The organism is Moraxella ovis, from assembly GCF_900453105.1.
Lineage (GTDB): Bacteria > Pseudomonadota > Gammaproteobacteria > Pseudomonadales > Moraxellaceae > Moraxella > Moraxella ovis.
In genome coordinates this window covers 473,338-490,023 of record NZ_UGPW01000001.1, presented here as the reverse complement: position 1 = coordinate 490,023, position 16,686 = coordinate 473,338, and the positions used below count along the sequence as shown (strand labels likewise).

14 protein-coding genes and 2 pseudogenes are annotated in these 16,686 nt (G+C 44.2%); 8 read left to right on the top strand and 8 right to left on the bottom strand.

Features of this window, described 5'->3' with window-relative positions; all coding sequences use genetic code 11:
• The first annotated feature begins 4 nt into the window (after positions 1–4).
• Positions 5–430 (top strand): hypothetical protein, encoded by a 426-nt coding sequence (locus tag DYD54_RS02500; RefSeq protein ID WP_063513612.1) that lies wholly within the window; start codon positions 5–7, stop codon positions 428–430.
• Positions 431–646: 216 nt separating this feature from the next.
• Here the strand turns inward: DYD54_RS02500 and tnpA are convergent, their stop codons facing one another.
• Positions 647–1,057, bottom strand: coding sequence for an IS200/IS605 family transposase (gene tnpA / locus DYD54_RS02495; RefSeq protein WP_046701032.1), 411 nt, complete (start codon positions 1,055–1,057; stop codon positions 647–649).
• 48 nt (positions 1,058–1,105) lie between these two features.
• Here tnpA and DYD54_RS02490 point away from each other — a divergent pair.
• Both DYD54_RS02490 and DYD54_RS02485 read left to right on the top strand, forming a co-directional pair.
• Positions 1,106–2,211: pseudogene (locus tag DYD54_RS02490) on the top strand (RNA-guided endonuclease InsQ/TnpB family protein).
• A gap of 24 nt (positions 2,212–2,235) precedes the next feature.
• Positions 2,236–2,517 carry an HU family DNA-binding protein gene (locus DYD54_RS02485; protein ID WP_063513611.1) on the top strand — a complete coding sequence of 94 codons (282 nt, stop codon included), beginning with the start codon at positions 2,236–2,238 and terminating at the stop codon, positions 2,515–2,517.
• A 102-nt stretch (positions 2,518–2,619) separates the two neighbouring features.
• Here DYD54_RS02485 and DYD54_RS02480 read toward each other — a convergent pair whose 3' ends face one another.
• The 5 genes and pseudogenes from DYD54_RS02480 to DYD54_RS02460 form a co-directional block, all read right to left on the bottom strand.
• Entirely contained in the window at positions 2,620–3,480 is an 861-nt protein-coding gene (locus DYD54_RS02480) for an OmpA family protein (protein ID WP_063513610.1), read from the bottom strand.
• 85 nt (positions 3,481–3,565) lie between these two features.
• Positions 3,566–6,325: pseudogene (locus DYD54_RS02475) on the bottom strand (YadA-like family protein); the annotation flags it as partial.
• Positions 6,326–6,512: 187 nt separating this feature from the next.
• Complete coding sequence (locus DYD54_RS02470) at positions 6,513–7,511, bottom strand: hypothetical protein (RefSeq protein ID WP_063513608.1); 999 nt, start codon at positions 7,509–7,511, stop codon at positions 6,513–6,515.
• A gap of 121 nt (positions 7,512–7,632) precedes the next feature.
• On the bottom strand, positions 7,633–7,923 hold the full coding sequence (locus DYD54_RS02465; protein ID WP_063513607.1) for a hypothetical protein: 291 nt from the start codon (positions 7,921–7,923) through the stop codon (positions 7,633–7,635).
• 5 nt (positions 7,924–7,928) lie between these two features.
• Complete coding sequence (locus DYD54_RS02460; protein WP_228703609.1) at positions 7,929–8,357, bottom strand: ParB/RepB/Spo0J family partition protein; 429 nt, start codon at positions 8,355–8,357, stop codon at positions 7,929–7,931.
• A gap of 14 nt (positions 8,358–8,371) precedes the next feature.
• Between DYD54_RS02460 and DYD54_RS02455 the strand changes: the two genes are divergently transcribed.
• Positions 8,372–9,250, top strand: coding sequence for a cytochrome P450 (locus DYD54_RS02455; protein WP_063513605.1), 879 nt, complete (start codon positions 8,372–8,374; stop codon positions 9,248–9,250).
• A gap of 83 nt (positions 9,251–9,333) precedes the next feature.
• Here DYD54_RS02455 and DYD54_RS02450 read toward each other — a convergent pair whose 3' ends face one another.
• Positions 9,334–10,812 (bottom strand): alanine/glycine:cation symporter family protein, encoded by a 1,479-nt coding sequence (locus DYD54_RS02450; RefSeq protein WP_228703608.1) that lies wholly within the window; start codon positions 10,810–10,812, stop codon positions 9,334–9,336.
• Positions 10,813–11,016: 204 nt separating this feature from the next.
• The gene (locus DYD54_RS02445; protein WP_063513603.1) at positions 11,017–12,318 is read right to left on the bottom strand and encodes a solute carrier family 23 protein; all 1,302 of its coding nucleotides are present in this window, start codon (positions 12,316–12,318) and stop codon (positions 11,017–11,019) included.
• A 154-nt stretch (positions 12,319–12,472) separates the two neighbouring features.
• On the opposite strand from DYD54_RS02445, the gene ileS reads away from it, so the two are divergent.
• The 4 genes from ileS to DYD54_RS02430 all read left to right on the top strand — a co-directional run bounded on the left by ileS (position 12,473) and on the right by DYD54_RS02430 (position 16,679).
• Positions 12,473–15,232, top strand: a complete 2,760-nt coding sequence (gene ileS, locus DYD54_RS02440; protein WP_063513602.1) for an isoleucine--tRNA ligase — start codon at positions 12,473–12,475, stop codon at positions 15,230–15,232.
• Positions 15,195–15,749 carry a signal peptidase II gene (gene lspA, locus DYD54_RS02435; RefSeq protein ID WP_370446606.1) on the top strand — a complete coding sequence of 185 codons (555 nt, stop codon included), beginning with the start codon at positions 15,195–15,197 and terminating at the stop codon, positions 15,747–15,749. Before ileS ends, lspA begins: the two co-directional genes overlap by 38 nt.
• A gap of 215 nt (positions 15,750–15,964) precedes the next feature.
• Positions 15,965–16,420 (top strand): hypothetical protein, encoded by a 456-nt coding sequence (locus DYD54_RS11365; RefSeq protein ID WP_063513600.1) that lies wholly within the window; start codon positions 15,965–15,967, stop codon positions 16,418–16,420.
• Positions 16,392–16,679: a transferrin-binding protein-like solute binding protein gene (locus DYD54_RS02430; protein WP_063513599.1), complete on the top strand. Its 288-nt coding sequence runs from the start codon at positions 16,392–16,394 to the stop codon at positions 16,677–16,679. The genes DYD54_RS11365 and DYD54_RS02430 overlap by 29 nt, the downstream gene beginning before the upstream one ends.
• Positions 16,680–16,686: the final 7 nt, after the last annotated feature.

The following is a 16,686-nucleotide window of genomic DNA, read 5'->3' as shown; positions in this document are numbered from 1 at the left end:
GGATATGCAAGAGCAAGATATAAATTCTTATGATTTATTTGATAATAATAGAAAAATTATACAGGAATGGGAATTATATAGACAGCATTGGGCAATTAAAAAAGGAAATTTATCCACTATTTTAAATGACAATGATAATTCTAGTAATAGTAAAAATATCATAGAAGTAAAACCTATTGGATTTGACACGTCTGTTGTTAGTTCTTTAACTGTTGATAAACAAGAAACTTATATTGACAATGTTCAAGACTTGATAAGTAAACTTCAAAAGAATGAAAGTGGTCAAACGGTTTTTTATCGTGGTCATAGTCAGAAAAAATACAAACTTGAACCGTCATTATTTCCGCCATTATGTAGCACCTGCACAAAACCAACCACAATAAAAGCAGCTCTTTGGCTGCTTTTTTCTTTGATTTTATTGTCTGTCTAATGGATTTAGCTGCTTTCTAAGGTATTTGTCGCCCACTGATAGCGTGTTTCGCCTTTTCTTATTCTTGTTTGGATGACTAAGCCCTGTTGAACTAGTGGTCTTAGTACATTATAAACGGCTTTGCTGTGTCTTTTTTCCTCCGTTGCCGTAAAACCACCGACTTCAGGCGGTGGATATAAGGCAACTCCGCAATCATGCTTACGCACAGAAAGTTGTTTAGTGTGGTGTATTCTGCTGTTCAATGTACTGGCGGATAATCTCAATTGGAGCACCGCCACAACTACCTGCAAAATAGCTAGGCGACCACAACGCACCACCCCATAACTGCCCTTTGATGGACGGATATTCTTTTTTACGCAATAACCGACTAGATACGCCTTTCAAGCTATTTACCAAACTAGAAATAGCCACTTTAGGCGGATAAACCACCAATAAATGCACATGGTCGCATTCACCATCAAACTCAACTAATTGTGCCTCAAACTTTGAACAAACTTCCTCAAAGATAACCTGCATATCGTCTAAAATCTCTTTAGTGAATACCTTTCTGCGGTATTTAGCCACAAAGACCAAATGCACATGAAGATTGTAAACAACATGCCTACCACGTCTTAAATCATTTGACATATAATTAGACCAACTGTAAAATATAAAAATCCAATTATACTTAAACCTATGAAAACACTCAAGCTACGCATACGAGATAAACACACAGACCAACTAAACCACCTAAGCGGTTCGGTTAATTTCGTGTGGAATTACGTCAATGACTTGAGTTACAAGCATCTGCAAAAGACTGGCAAATTCTTTAGTGCTTACGACCTAAACGAATACACCAAAGGTAGCGGTGAGCTGTTAGGCTTGCATAGTCAAACTATTCAAGCGATTAATGAAACCCACGCCAAAAGCCGAAAACAATTCAAAAAGGCTAAATTATCATGGCGAACCAACAATCCAAAATCAAAGCGTAAATCGCTCGGTTGGCTACCCTTTAAACAATCTGCCATTAAACACATCGCTACCCACCAAACAGGCAAAAAAGGATTAAAATCAACCTTACAGCTTAGTTTAGCTAAAGGGCAAAAGCTAATCATTGACCTATGGGACAGCTACAACCTGTCGCTATACCAAATTAACACTCTTGAGATTGTGCAAGACAGCCGCAGTCGTTGGTATGCGTGTATCACCGTTAAAAATTACCCTAAAACCACTTGTGGAACTGGTAGCGTTGGCATAGATTTAGGCTTAAAAGACAGTGCCACTACCTCAAACGGTGACAAGCTACAAATCAAGCAAACTCTTAAATATGCCAAAGCGTTAGCCACAGCCCAACGTGCCAAAAACAAACAGCGTGTCAAGGCAATCCATGCCAAAATTAAAAACACACGCCAAGACCTAATTCATAAATTCACTACCCAATTAGTCAAAGACAACGCCCTAATTGTGGTTGGTGACGTTAAAACCACCCAATTTAACAGCAAAAAAGGCAAACTAGCCAAATCGGTTTACGATGCTAGCTGGTTTGAACTCAAACGACAACTGACCTACAAATGTAAGAATGCAGGTTGTCGCTTAGAAACCGTATCTGAAAAATACACTACCCAAACTTGTTCGTGTTGCGGTCAAATCGACAGCAACAGTCCGAAAGGTAGAGCAGGTTTGCGAATAAGAGAATGGGCTTGTGCGAAGTGTGGCACATGGCATGATAGAGATATCAATGCTAGTAAGAACATTCTTGCGGTCGGCTTGACCGTCTAGCAGTAGGAATCCCCTCGGTTTAGCGAGGGGAGGAAGTCAATGAAGCGATCAGTCATAAAAGTGGCCTGAGTAAAGTTCAATCAACCCAAGCAATTAATAGCGTAATGGAAATCATCACTGAGACGCTTCAGAAAGGCGAAGGTATGGTTTTGGTAGGTTTTGGTACATTTGTTGTAAAAGAATGTGCAGTGCGCTTTGGCCGCAATCCACAAACGGGTGAGTCAATAGAAATTGCAGCTACTAAAGTTGCTAGTTTCAAAGCGGGTAAAGCCTTGAAAGATGCAGTAAATAGCAAACCTGCAAAATCTGCAAAAAAATCTAAGAAATAATTTCTTAGAAATTAGCTAGGCAAAAATAATCAAAAAAGCACCTCAAAAGGGTGCTTTTTTTGGGTTTCTTTTCAGAAATAAATGGCGCTAGTCAAGACAAGCTTACTGCGCAACGTAGATTTGAACTTCTACCCGACGGTTAGGTTGTAGGCAGTCAATTTGCTGTTGCTTTGTACCACTGATTGAGCATTCTTTAACTGGCATATGCTCACCTGCACCTAAAGTGTGTAGGTTTGCTGGTTTAATGCCACTAGATAGTAGATAAGCAGCGATGCTGTCAGCACGTTTTTTAGATAAGTTCATGTTATACGCTTCACCACCAAATCTATCGGTGTGACCAACAATATAAACAGAAATCTTACCAGTTTGCTCATAGTGCTTCAATCTTTGAACAAGATTTGCTAATTCTTGGCGACCTTGCGGATTTACATCACTTAAACTAAACTTATCAAAAGCGAACAATGCGTCTGCTGATAGCGCAAGGGTTTCAACAGGTTTTGCTTCAGGCATTTGCTGTATAATGTTGTTAATGACTTGTTGAGTAGGCTTGGTAATATTTTTTACTTGCTTTTCGCATTCTGGCGAAGACCAGTACATAGCTTGGGTTGTCATGTTTTTATCAAAATGGATTTGATATTGACATTGACGGTGTTCATTTTCCGCGGTACGGTAGTTGAAAATATAATTCCATTCACGCGCACCGTAAAGACCTTCACGGTAATGAGGGTATGATAGTAGTGCGTACAGCTGATCTTTTGTCATGCCATGTTCTACTTGAGCCACGTTACTCCAATTAGGCCATGAGCCTTTGTAGTTGTTGCTCGAGAATACTGCTTTTTCGATAGCTGGGAATGTTACTTCTTTTTCTGTTGCAGGCGACTGATTGCCGATAGTTGCACAACCAGTTAATGTAAGCAGGGCAAAAGAACCAACTGCAAGTGCGATTTTATTTAATGATTTCATGGTTTTTCCTATTTAAGTATTTGTTTTAAAGAACTGTCGCCGTGGCGACAGTTCTTTTTGGGTGCTTGTATTACCAGGTGAAGCCCATACCGATGCCATAACCGAGGTTTTTCTCAGTATCAGCGTTTAGGTGTGACTTTAAGGTATAGCGACCGTTGTCACTTAGGCGTGAGTAACCTACAGCAACAGCGTTTTTATCACGATAACCACCTAGTGCGACAGCAACCATTGATTTGCCTGGCATCATTACCTGTGGAAGTGATGCAGCTGCGTTATTGCCCGCAATACCTGCTTCAAGCTGATCTTCAACATTATTGATGTAAGTCTTCATGTTGTTGATACTGCTGTCTACATGGTTGTAAACACCCAACAATTGGCTACCGTTAACAGCATCAGTGCTGTCTGCAGCGATTCTACCTGGTGCAACATTGGCAATAGTAGTGTTGCCAGCGTTTATACCTTCATTAGTGATATTGACAGGACCAACAGTTACTTGGTTGGCTTTAACAGAGTTTACACCAATATCGTCGTTTAGGTGTACAACAACGTTACCACCGTCGGTTTTGGTTAAAGTATTGCTTCCGCCAGTAATGGTCACAGTGTCGCCCAGTTGGTAATTGGTGCTTGTACCATCTTGAGTTTTAACATCAAAACCTTTGTTGATAGTCACAGTATTCGCATCAGCAGTTTGCTGTGCTCTTACCGCTTTGGCATCAGCGGTTTCAGCATCATCAATGCCTTTTTGGATCTTGTCCTTGGTAGGCTGATCAATCTCCACCTTATAGTCATTTACTGTTACACCTGCATCGTTCTTGGTAGCAGTATGGGTAATGGTAATACCATCACCTTGAGTTACTGTAGTTTTGTCGGCATGCATAGTATAAGTGGTATTGATATCTCCATTGTCAAGAGTTGTGACAACTTTCTCAACAACAGTGTTTTCGCCCGCAAGGACCTCTGCGGCAGCGTCACGACCGTCTTTGCCTTTTGGACCAGTATCACCTTTAAGACCCTGTGGACCTTGTGGACCAGTTAGACCTTGTAGGCCCGGCTCACCATTTTTGATAATAAGATCTTCTTTGTCGCCATTTGGTTGGGTAATAGTAATGGTGTATGAGCCATCTTTATTGGTCTTGGTTTCGAATAGAGTGCCTTTGACAGTGATTTCTCTGGTAATTCCGTTGTTTCCACCAGTGATTAGGATTCCGTTTTGACCAATAAACTTAACCTCTTCTGCATTTTTAACAGTCTTGGTGTAGCTATTGCCGTCAGCTGATACAATCCAGCTCATATCACCAGTCTTTATTGTTAGATTATTTAATGCATCGGTTACAGCATACAATTGTGAACCATTAATTGCGTCAGTAGAGCTGTCTGTTACACGACCTGCTGCAACATTGGTGATTTGGCGTTCATTACCTACAGAACCAACAGAAACAGTTGATGTAGGGTTGGTTCCCGCGAAATTGTGTGTTGTTCCACGAATTTCGATACTTGCGGTTGGGCTGGCAACAGCAGGCGCGCTGTTGTTACCAAGAACAACTGCATTATCAAGACCATCAGCAACATTTACGTTATTACCAATAACCATAACATTGTCAGATTCCACAGTATTGTTATTACCGCCAACAAACACATTGTTTCCAGAAACAGTGTTAGGATCACCGATAACTGTTGAGTTGTTACCAGTCACAGTATGACCTTTGCCGATGGCGATCGATTCTTGACCAGTCACAGTGGTTCCTGCACCAATAGCGATAGCATCAACACCCGAAGCTTTTGCATCAGCACCGATAGCGATAGCATTGGTTCTGGTGGCAGTTGAGTTTGTACCAATCGCAATAGCGTCAACACCTGAAGCAAATGCGTTGTGACCATGCGCAATGCCTCTTTGACCTTTGTCTGTTAAATCAGCATTGTCAAGCGCAGCTTTTGCATCTTGAGCTTCTTTTTCTTTGGTAGCTAATTCATCTTCAAGCTCTGCTTTTTTAGCTTCCGCATCTTCAAGCTCTTTTTGCTTATCATTCTTGGTGTCGTTAATGCCTTCATCTTCAGCAGTTAGATTGATGTCTTTGATTTTGTCATCAATAGCACCAATTTGCTTTTTCAGATTGTCAACAGCTCTTTGAGCAGCATCGTATTCGGCTTGAGTTTTTTTAGCTTTCTGGGTGGCTTCAACGATAAGTTCGTCTTTGTCGTTATATAGCTTGAGTTCAGAGTTAATACGACCGATAGCATGATCGTAGCTTGACTTAACAGCAGCAATATACTCAGCGCCTTTGTCAGAGTCTTGAACGGTCATACCGAAAATATAATTGGTAGGGTCTGCTGCTTTCGCTAACACCTGCTTTTTCGACGCCATTAAATGCTCTGTTAATATATTTATCCTAGATCTGTCAGCGTTAGGTTTTGCAGCCTCCTTTATAATTTCAGAGTAAGTATTTACAACTTCATCAACTTCGTCCAAATATGAAATAACTTTATCAAAGCTATCTTTGTATTTAGCCATATCTATGGCAGCGGATGCATCCTCCCAGTCTATATTGTTGTATTTATTATCAACAGCGGACTTAAATTTCCTGAATTCTTGTATTTCAGTAGAGCTGATTAGATTTCGAGATTCAACAGTGTAATCTTGCAGTTTGGATAATATCGAGATCTGTGAGAAATGTAAGTGTCTACCTATGGATGGCGCTAGCGCAAGTGGGTCTTCATACGTTTGTTTTTTTGTTTTTACAGCAAAAAAACTGTCTCGTAATAGCACTTCACTCCGTATTTGAGAGATTTTAGATACTTCGGTTAGTCCATCTATGTTTGAATCATTAGCCTCAAAACCAATAAGCATGCTCTGGTCTAATAGATAAGGGTTTTTGCCAAGTCTTATCTCGTTTCTTAGAATTTCTCTATTAAGAAAAGCTTGACCATATGCCCTAGTAGCTCTTTTGGCGACAGAAAGATCTGGTTGCCTTCTGTAGTCGGGCGTTATATACCTTATACTAGCTGATACCCCCCTTCTGGATATAAATACATAATTAGAAAAAGCAGTCGATCTCCGGGGGGGGTGATGCTTTTAGTCTTTCTTCAATAATATAACCCTCATGATCTTTGTTTGTTTCATCATACGTTGCTTTTAATATACTTACATCTGAAAACATGTTTTCTGTCAGTCCTCTACCGCCTTTGTATTTAAAGTCTTTGTATTTGCCAGTAATGCCTTCCGCACTGCCTTGGTAACTTGCCTGTCTGTTCAAGTAGCCATCTACAATATTTCGATAGTCCTTCGCACTATATTTGTCAGCAAAATCAGCGTAATGTGCCTCAACTTTAGCTTGAAGTTGCCGAGCTACTTTGTCTCTTGCTGCTTCGGGGGTCGAATCTTTGTCGGCTAATGGTTTCCAATCAAGTGAGTTTAGTATATCAGTAAAGTTTAGGAATAAGTTTCTACCTTGATCATCAATAATCCCATTGCGAGCTTTAGTCGCAGTTACCAGCCTGTCGTTTGCTGCATTCAATCTACCTTCCAAAGGAATTTTTTGCGCCACAAGTCGATCTTTTCGAGCAATTTTGTCAGCAACGTCTCTTTGTCGTCTGGTTAGATCAGCTATTTGAGCTTTCAAATCTTTAATGGCTTTATCGTTGGCGGTAATGGCGTTGTTTGCATTGTTAACTGCTGCTTGCGCCTCATTGTATTTAGAAGTGGCTTCTTTGTATTTGTCTGCGAGTGCAGCAAAATCTTCACGGCTAATATCCACGCCTGTTACGATGGAGCCGTGGCCACTTGCTGTACCACCTTCTGCAGTCGCCCAGCTATCATGGCCAACAGAAATCGCCTTGTCGCCAGTTGCAATACCAACGATAGAAATGTTCTTATCATTAATAACGGTGTTCGCTTCTGCGGTAACAGCCATCATGGGTAATGCTGCTGAAACAGAAAGTACAAGAGTTTTCATTTTACCTCTTGAGCGGGTTTTTTCAGAGCATACAACGGTTTTGCCATTCGCACCACGCTTCGTCATAAAAATTTTATTCATAATATTACTCATATTGATCAAAAATAAAGCAACAAAATATTTCTATTTTGTTGCTTTATTTTAACACAAAATTTCTAATGGGCAATAGGGTAATTGGCTTTTAGTACTATTTTGGCTAACCCTATTTATCAGACCCTAAGGGCTCTAAGTTTTCTTCTTGTAGTACATCAAAACGCTCAAGTAGAAACTTTTCAAAATTATCTACCCAAAGACGGTGAGGTATATCTACAACAACCTTATCACCTTTGCGCTTGATAGATCCAATAATTTTATTGCCAATCTTTAAAGATTTTAGCACTTCTGGTTTGCTAGAAGGGTCTTTTTTGTTGTTTTTTGGGTCAATTAATTTTTCCTTGAATAAATCAGCAATTGCTGATTGTTTAATTTGCTCTCCTTGCGCCTTTTGAAGCAAAGGTATTAAGATGTCGCAAATTCATCATCCTGAAGACCGTGGTCTTTAGCCACCTTAATAACTTCTTCAGATGTTTTAGCTGAAAGCAGGGTTGGGTCTTCATCAAGCATTTCCAAAACAGAGTTTGGTAGTTTTCTGTATGAAAGGTAGCGGTATAAGATAGATCTTGAAATACCAAGATATTCAGCCAGCATGGTTTTGTTATCCCATTTACTTTCAACGACCAAAATCGCCTTTGCAACCTCATAATCTATCAAATCTTCACGACTTAGATTTTCTGTAAGCGCAAGAGTTGCGTTTTCAGCATCATTCACTTTGATGATGCAGTCAGTAAACTGCTCACCAAGGCTTTGAAAGGCTCTGTAGCGACGCTCGCCTGCGACAATGAAATACTCCCCAGGAACGAGAGAAGGGCGCACACTGATAGGTTGCAGCAGCCGCTGACCGCATGGCGAGATTTCGCCCCATCGCCAAAGAACTGATTGACAGCTTAGTAAGCCAACTGCCCAAGGGTCAGCCCGTTGATATCATGGCAGAGTTTGCCAAAACTTATGCCGTCAAACTACAAAATGCCTTTATGGGCTGGGGCGATGAGACCGAAGCACGATTAAACGCATGGATTGAGAAAAACCGCAAAGCCACACTGAGCCAAAATCGGGATGAGATTACCAGTGTCGCCTTAGAATTTGACAGTCATATCAAGGCGATTTTGGATGACAAACGAACAAAACGCCCTGATGATGTGACCTTTGAACTGATGAACGACGTGGTCATGCTACCACAAGGCAAGCGAGTGATGAGCGATGAAGAGCTTGTCTCACTCATTCGTAACTGGACAGTGGGCGAGCTGTCCACCATGTCGTCAGCGGTCGGGATTATTTTTGAGTTTTTCATTCATCATCCTGATGTCTTAACTCATCTAAAAGCCAACCCCCAAGACATTGATAATGCCGTCCTAGAAATACTGCGTTTACACGACCCGCTCATCACCAACAGACGACGCACCACCTGCCCTGTCACTCTACATGGCATAGACATTCCCAAAGATGCCAAAATCACGATTAACTGGCAGTCTGCCAACCGTGACCCCGAAGCCTTTCATCAAGCGGACAGTTTTGAGCTACACCGAAGCCAGGCTAACAATCTGGTCTATGGACATGGCATTCATGTCTGCCCTGGTAAGCCATTGACACAGCTTGAACTGGGACTGTTGGTAGAATGCTTGGCAGAGCAGGTAAGTAAGATTCGCCCTGCGTCTGATGACTACTTTGACCATGCCATCTACCCTGCGTCAGGTTTTAGTCGCTTAGAAGTCATGCTAAGCTAAGCCGTCACCACACCAAACAAAACACCCCAAAAGCCAAATGCTCTTGGGGTGTTTTATCAATCAGTCCTTATCATTCTTAATCATTACCAGATATCAGACTTAATTTTCGCCTTCAATTCTGGATAATCATCAAGCTTAAACTCAGGCTCAGCGACACCCGCCTTAACTTGTTTGGTGTAATCTTTGACCAGGATAAAGACATATTTTGACAGCAGAACGATGGCAATTAAGTTAATGAAAGTCATGATGCCCATCGTCAAATCACCCATGTCCCATACGACCGCTACTTTGGTTACCGCTCCAAAATACACAAAGCCCAGCACCAAAATACGGAAAATCGTCAGCACCATTGGGTTGTTTTTCAAAAACTGCATGTTCGATTCTGCATAAGCATAGTTGCCAATGATGGTTGAAAATGCAAACATGAATAAGATGAATGCCAAGAAATACTGACCCCAAGCACCCACATGACCTTCAAGTGCCGCCTGTGTCAGCTGTACACCAGACAAGTCGGCGGCGTTTTCTGGGGTGGCAGCCAGCAAAATCACAAAAGCGGTGCAAGAACAGACAATCAATGTGTCCACAAACACCCCAAGCATCTGAATCATCCCTTGCTCTACTGGGTGCTTCACACTTGCTGCCGCTGCTGCATTGGGTGCTGAACCTTGACCTGCCTCATTGGAGTACAGACCACGCTTGATGCCTTGCATCATCGCCACCGACACCATCGAGCCAAAAAAACCACCGCCAGCCGCCTCAAAGCTGAAAGCCTCATTAAAAATCAGCCCAATCACGCTAGGAATCTCGCCAAGATTGGTGATGATGATGAATAAAGACACCAGCAGGTAAATGAACGCCATGGCAGGCACGATGACCTCGGCAATCTTGGAGACACGGGCAATGCCACCAAAGATGATGGGGGCTGCCAAAATTACCAATCCTGCACCAATGATGTGCTTATAAATCAGCCAGTCAGATTGGCAAGCATCCGTCTCGCCCACACAGCCCATTGCTGACTGAATCGACAGCGTGATGGTGTTCGATTGAATCGCTTGATACACAAGACCAAAGCATACGATGAGTGCCAACGCGAACACCAAACCCAGCCATTTTTGACCAAGCCCCTGCTCGATGTAATAAGCAGGACCGCCACGGAAACGCCCTGTTGTCTCGTCTTTAATTTTGAATAACTGAGCCAAGCTGGACTCTGCCAATGCCGAGCACATACCGATCAAGGCGATCAGCCACATCCAAAATACCGCACCTGCACCGCCAATGCTGATGGCAATCGCTACCCCAGCGATGTTACCCACGCCGACACGACTGGCAAGACCGGTCGCAAACGCCTGAAATGGCGAGATGCCCTGCCCTTCATCATGACCTTCACGGCTCGACAGCATCGTCTTGACGCTCTTACCGAACAATCTAAACTGCGCAAATCCCGACACCACAGTAAAGAACAAACCCACCGCAATGAGCATCCACAAAAGCACATCCCACAAAGGCGCGCTAAACACATTTACCGCACAATGCAGCCCATCCACAAAGGTTGGCTGCGCCATGCACGAAAATGGATTGTTATACATAATTCCACTCCATAAACTCCAACGCTTAATTGCGTATCGCCAGTCCCATCAAAAAGGCGACAAATCTAAAAGATTGTCGCCTGTCGCCATCAAATCGCTTGATCTATTAGCAATAGGTATGAACTTATTATAAACACTTTGTAATTGGCTTGCAAATTTTTTAATATACCAGCAATACAGTTAGACCGTATCTTTTGGCTCTTTTAAGCTTAAGAACCAATGCAACAAGATCGCCGCGAACGTCGCCGTACCGATACCGCCTAGATTAAAGCTGCCAATCATCAAGCCAAAATCGCCCGTGCCCAAGATGATGGTCACTGCCGCTACCATCAGGTTTTTATTGTTGGCAAAATTAACATGGTTATCAATCCAAATCTTCGCCCCGGCAATGGTAATTAAGCCAAACACCACAATCGACGCACCAGTCAGCACAGGGTCTGGAATGGTCTGAATCAAAGCACCAAACTTTGGCGATAATCCCAAAAATATCGCAAACGCCCCTGCGATCACAAAGATGATCGTAGAGTAAACACGAGTCACCGCCATCACCCCGATGTTCTCGCCATAGGTTGTCATGCCAGTACCGCCCACGCCTGCCGACAACGCTGTCGCCACGCCATCAGCGACGAACGCACGACCCAAATATGGCGTTAGATTCTCACCAGTCATCGCACCGACCGCCTTGATGTGACCTAAGTTTTCGGCGACCAAGATGAACGCCACAGGGGCGATGATGAGCATCGCATTGGCATCAAACACAGGCGAGGTAAAGCTGGGCATACCAAACCAAGCCGCCTCACTGATCTTAGCAAAATCAATCGGTGTGCCAAATCCCAAGCCATTTGCCACCACTGCATAAATCATATACGCCAACGCCAAGCCAAAAAGCAGCAGCAGACGCTGCATAAAGCCACGGCTAAACACCGCAATCATCCCCATGCACAGCACGGTCACCAAGGTCATCCACAGCTCGAACGTCTTGCCTGCGACATTTGATACCGTCACAGGTGCAAGGTTTAGACCAATGATCATCACCACCGCACCCGTCACCACAGGGGGCATGAGCTTCTCAATCCACTTAGTACCCGTACCCATCACGATGAACCCGATCACAGCATACAGCACACCACAGGCGATGATACCGCCTAGTGCCACGCCAAGATTAGGATTTGCTCCAGAGCCTGTGGCATGAGCAGTCGCTGCTGCCACCACCCCAATAAAGGCAAAAGACGAACCCAAATAGCTTGGCACTCGCCCACCTGTCATCACAAAGAATAAAATGGTACAAACCCCACTCATCATGATGGCAAGATTGGCATCAAAACCCATCAAAATGGGGGCAAGTACAGTTGCCCCAAACATCGCCAGCACATGCTGAATGCCAAGCATGATGCTCTGGAAAGTGGGCAAATACTCATTTGTCGCCACAGGCTGTGTGTTGATATCGCCTTGATAAGGCTGCCATTTTGGAAACCATCTCATGTTTAAACCTTTTCTAAATTTCCTGAATTGTAATTTTGTGTATTATATCCACAGCGATTAAAATTACCAGTATTTTTTAGTGAACTTTTGCCAAATATGCCCTTTTGTCTTATAATACCCTGTTATTTGATTTATTGACACAAGAGCCACCGCCATGACCGACCAAAAAGACTACAAAAACACCCTAAACCTTGCTGACACCCCTTTTCCCATGCGCGCCGATCTCGCCAAACGCGAACCAAAATGGCTGGACGAATGGGAAAATGACGCACTATATAAACAAGTTCGCCAAGCTAAGCAAGGCCTGCCTAAATACATCCTACATGATGGCCCTCCATACGCCAACGGTCAGATTCACCTAGGGCATGCGGTCAATAAGGTCCTAAAAGACATCATCACCAAATCAAAAAACCTATCTGGCTATGATGCCGTGTATGTACCTGGCTGGGATTGCCACGGTCTGCCAATCGAACAAAAAGTAGAACAACAAGTCGGTAAAGTCGGTCAAAAGGTAAACGCCACTGAATTTCGTAAGCTGTGCCGAGAATATGCCACCAGCCAAATCGAACTTCAAAAAGCAGATTTTAAACGCTTGGGCGTGCTTGGCGACTGGGATAAACCTTATCTCACCATGAATTTCAAGCAAGAAGCCAACATCGTACGAGCTCTGGGCAAGATCTACGATAATGGTCACATTGTGCGTGGCATGAAGCCTGTGAACTGGTGCCTAGACTGCGGTTCTGCACTGGCTGAAGCCGAGGTAGAATATCAAGACAAGACGTCTGATGCGATTTTTGTGGGTTTTGAATTGACCGACATCAAAGGTATTGCCCTTAATGAGCCGGCATTTGCTGTTATCTGGACCACCACGCCTTGGACACTGCCTGCCAACCAAGCCATCTCCATCAATCCGCACGAGAATTATAGCTTCATCAAGACCGCTAAGGGCGTTCTACTACTAGCCAGTGAACTTGTGGAGAATGTACTAACAGAGCTTGAGCTTGATAACCTAGGCGAGATTGCCACCGTTAAAGGCGATGCGCTGGAGCACAGCCTTGCTCAGCATCCGCTCATCAGCAATCGTCAAGTGCCGCTCATCCTAGGCGAACATGTCACCACCGACAGCGGTACAGGTCTTGTGCATACTGCCCCCGCCCACGGTGTGGATGACTATGTCGTCGGTAGCAAATACAACTTACCAGTTGAAAATCCCGTCGGCGATACCGGCGTATATCTGGACAACGCCAAAGTATTCGTTGGCGAGCACATTTATAAAGCTCAGCCAAAAATCATCGAAGCCCTAGAAAGCACCGGCAATCTGCTCAAGCACAGCAAAATCCGCCACAGCTATCCACATTGCTGGCGACACAAAACGCCAATCATCTTCCGTGCGACCCCGCAATGGTTCATCAGCATGGAAAAAGGCGGACTGCGCCAAAAAGCCCTAGACGACATCAAAAACGTCACTTGGACACCATCATGGGGTCAAAACCGCATCGAAGCCATGGTTGAAGGTCGTCCTGACTGGTGTATCAGCCGTCAACGAACTTGGGGTGTGCCGATTGCATTCTTCACCCACAAAGAAACCGACGAACTACACCCACAGACGTCAGAATTAATCGAGAAAGTCGCCAAAGTCATCGAGCAAGACGGCATTGAAGCATGGTTTGATGCAAATGCCAGCGACTTTCTGGGCGATGATGCCAAAGATTATAACAAAGTTACGGACACGCTTGATGTCTGGTTCGACTCAGGGACGACGCATTTTGCAGTGCTTGACCAAGACGGCAGCCTAACTAACCCTGCTGATATGTACCTAGAAGGCTCAGATCAGCATCGTGGCTGGTTCCAGACATCGCTACTGACCAGTGAAGCGATCTACGGCCGCGCACCATTTAAGCAGGTGCTGACACACGGTTTCGTCGTGGACGAAAAAGGCCACAAGATGAGTAAATCTCTTGGTAACATCATCGAACCACAAAAAGAGATCGACAAGACAGGTGCGGACATGCTTCGCCTATGGATCGCTTCTGCCGACTATCGCTATGAGATGAGCGCAGGTCAGAAGGTATTCGCAGGCGCGGTTGATAATTATCGCCGTATTCGTAACACACTTCGCTTCTTACTTGCCAACACCAGCGATTTTAACCCTGCGACTGACAGCATTACATTAGATGAATTGGTCAGCCTTGATAAATTTATCTTACACCTAGCCAAGGACACCCAAGACACCATCGTTAAGTCTTATAACGACATGGATTTCCACCAAGTCGTCCAAGCGATATCGATGTTCTGCTCGCAAAGCCTTGGCGGATTCTACCTTGACATCATCAAAGATAGAACCTACACCACCAAGGCAGACGGAAAGCCAAGACGCTCCGCTCAGACCGCCCTATATCACATCGCTCAAGCGGTGGTGCGTTGGATCGCTCCGATTCTGCCATTTACCGCCCAAGAAGCATGGGGCTTTATCCGCAGCGATGATGCGCACAAATACGTCTTTGCTGATGAATGGTATGAACTACCAACACCTGCCATGACTGACATCACTGCCGATGACTGGAAGGCGATTTTAGATGCCAAAGATTTGGTGAATAAAGCCATCGAAGAAGCTCGCGGCGACAAAATCATCAGCTCTAACCTAACCGCCAAAGCAGCAATCACTGCAAATGATGCAACCTATAACGCCCTTGCCAAGCTAGGCGATGAAGCTCGTTTTGTATTCATCACCAGTGATGCCACCATTACCCAAGGCGAAGGCTTTGGCGTTGTGATTACGCCTGCCGATGGTCGAAAATGCACCCGATGCTGGCACATCCGCACAGATGTGGGCACTCACACCAACCATCCAGAGCTGTGCGGACGCTGTATCAGCAATGTTGATGGCAATGGGGAGACTCGCCAATATGCCTAATACCACGCCTAGCAACCAAGCCAATGGCAAAGGCGCAATGAAGTTTTACTTGATTGCGCTTGCTATGCTCATTCTCGACCAGCTAACCAAATATTATTTTAACAGCACATTTGAGTTACACGAGACGGTGGATGTCATACCGCCATTTTTAAACTGGACGCTTGCTTATAATTATGGAGCAGCATTTAGCTTCTTGGCAAATGCGGGCGGCTGGCAGAAATATTTCTTTGCCATTCTAGGTTTGGCCGTGTCGATATTCATCATAAGCTATCTGCGCCAAATTCCCAAAAATGCCACACTCTTAGCATGGGGCCTGGCTTTGGTACTTGGTGGTGCGATTGGCAATGTGATTGATCGTTTCTTGCATGGCTATGTCATTGATTTCATTCATGTACATTATGCCAATGTGTGGCACTATCCCATCTTTAACATTGCTGATGTCGGCATCTGTGTCGGTATGGTATTGGTAGTTATTGATATGCTGTTTTTGGAGAAAAAACGACAAAAAAATCATTAACATCCTTAAATAATCACAATCAATGCTTTAAAAATTACTTGCTTTTGTCTTTGCCGTTTGGCTATAATCCATCTAAGCATCAAAACAAATCTGTCAACTTTAGTAAGATTATCAATAAAATGGCGAAACATTGTCAATAAAACGACAATGTTTCGCCACAACGAGCAAGTCAACCAATCTCATCAAACGAGATTTCCACCCAAAAGGAGCATTGTATGCGTACCCCTCTATTACCTCTAATCGGCTTAATTGCCGTTGGCTTAACTGCTTGTAGCGGCAGCAATGGTGGCTCATCTACCCCAGCTGCACCCAGCAACATCCCAAATACTCAGCCAAGCACCCCAACCAAACCCACACAGCCAAGTACATCAGGCATTCAAGGCACAAAAATGAACATCGCCAATAACAAGGCGGGTGTCAGCACCGCTCTTACCAATAGCCCCAGCGTGAATCAGGTGGTGGTTAACGGTCAGGCGGTAGACTTTATCCCAAGAGGCTTTCAGGTGGGCACACTTAATATAAATGCAAACAACATGGCTCGCGTTGGCGGTAGCTCAAACCTTGCTTATACTCGCTACGGCTATGCCCGTGAAAACACCAAGGGTGAAGCCTTCCTATTTGCACAAGGCACACCAACCCAACATGCCAACCACAGGCACCGCCACCTATAAGGGTAACGGCGTTCATTTTGCCAATGGCAACGCCAACAATGTCAGAGCCAATTTCAATGTTGACTACGGCAACAAGAAACTGACTGGCACAGTCGGCGATACCGCCCTAACTGGTGCCATTACTGGTAACACCTTCTCGGGCACAAATAAAGGCATCAGCACCAAAGGTCAATTCTATGGTGCGAATGCAGCTGAGCTTGGTGGCACCTATCGTAATGCTGATGGCAGCATCGCAGGTGCGTACGGTGCAAAAAAATAAGTCTGAA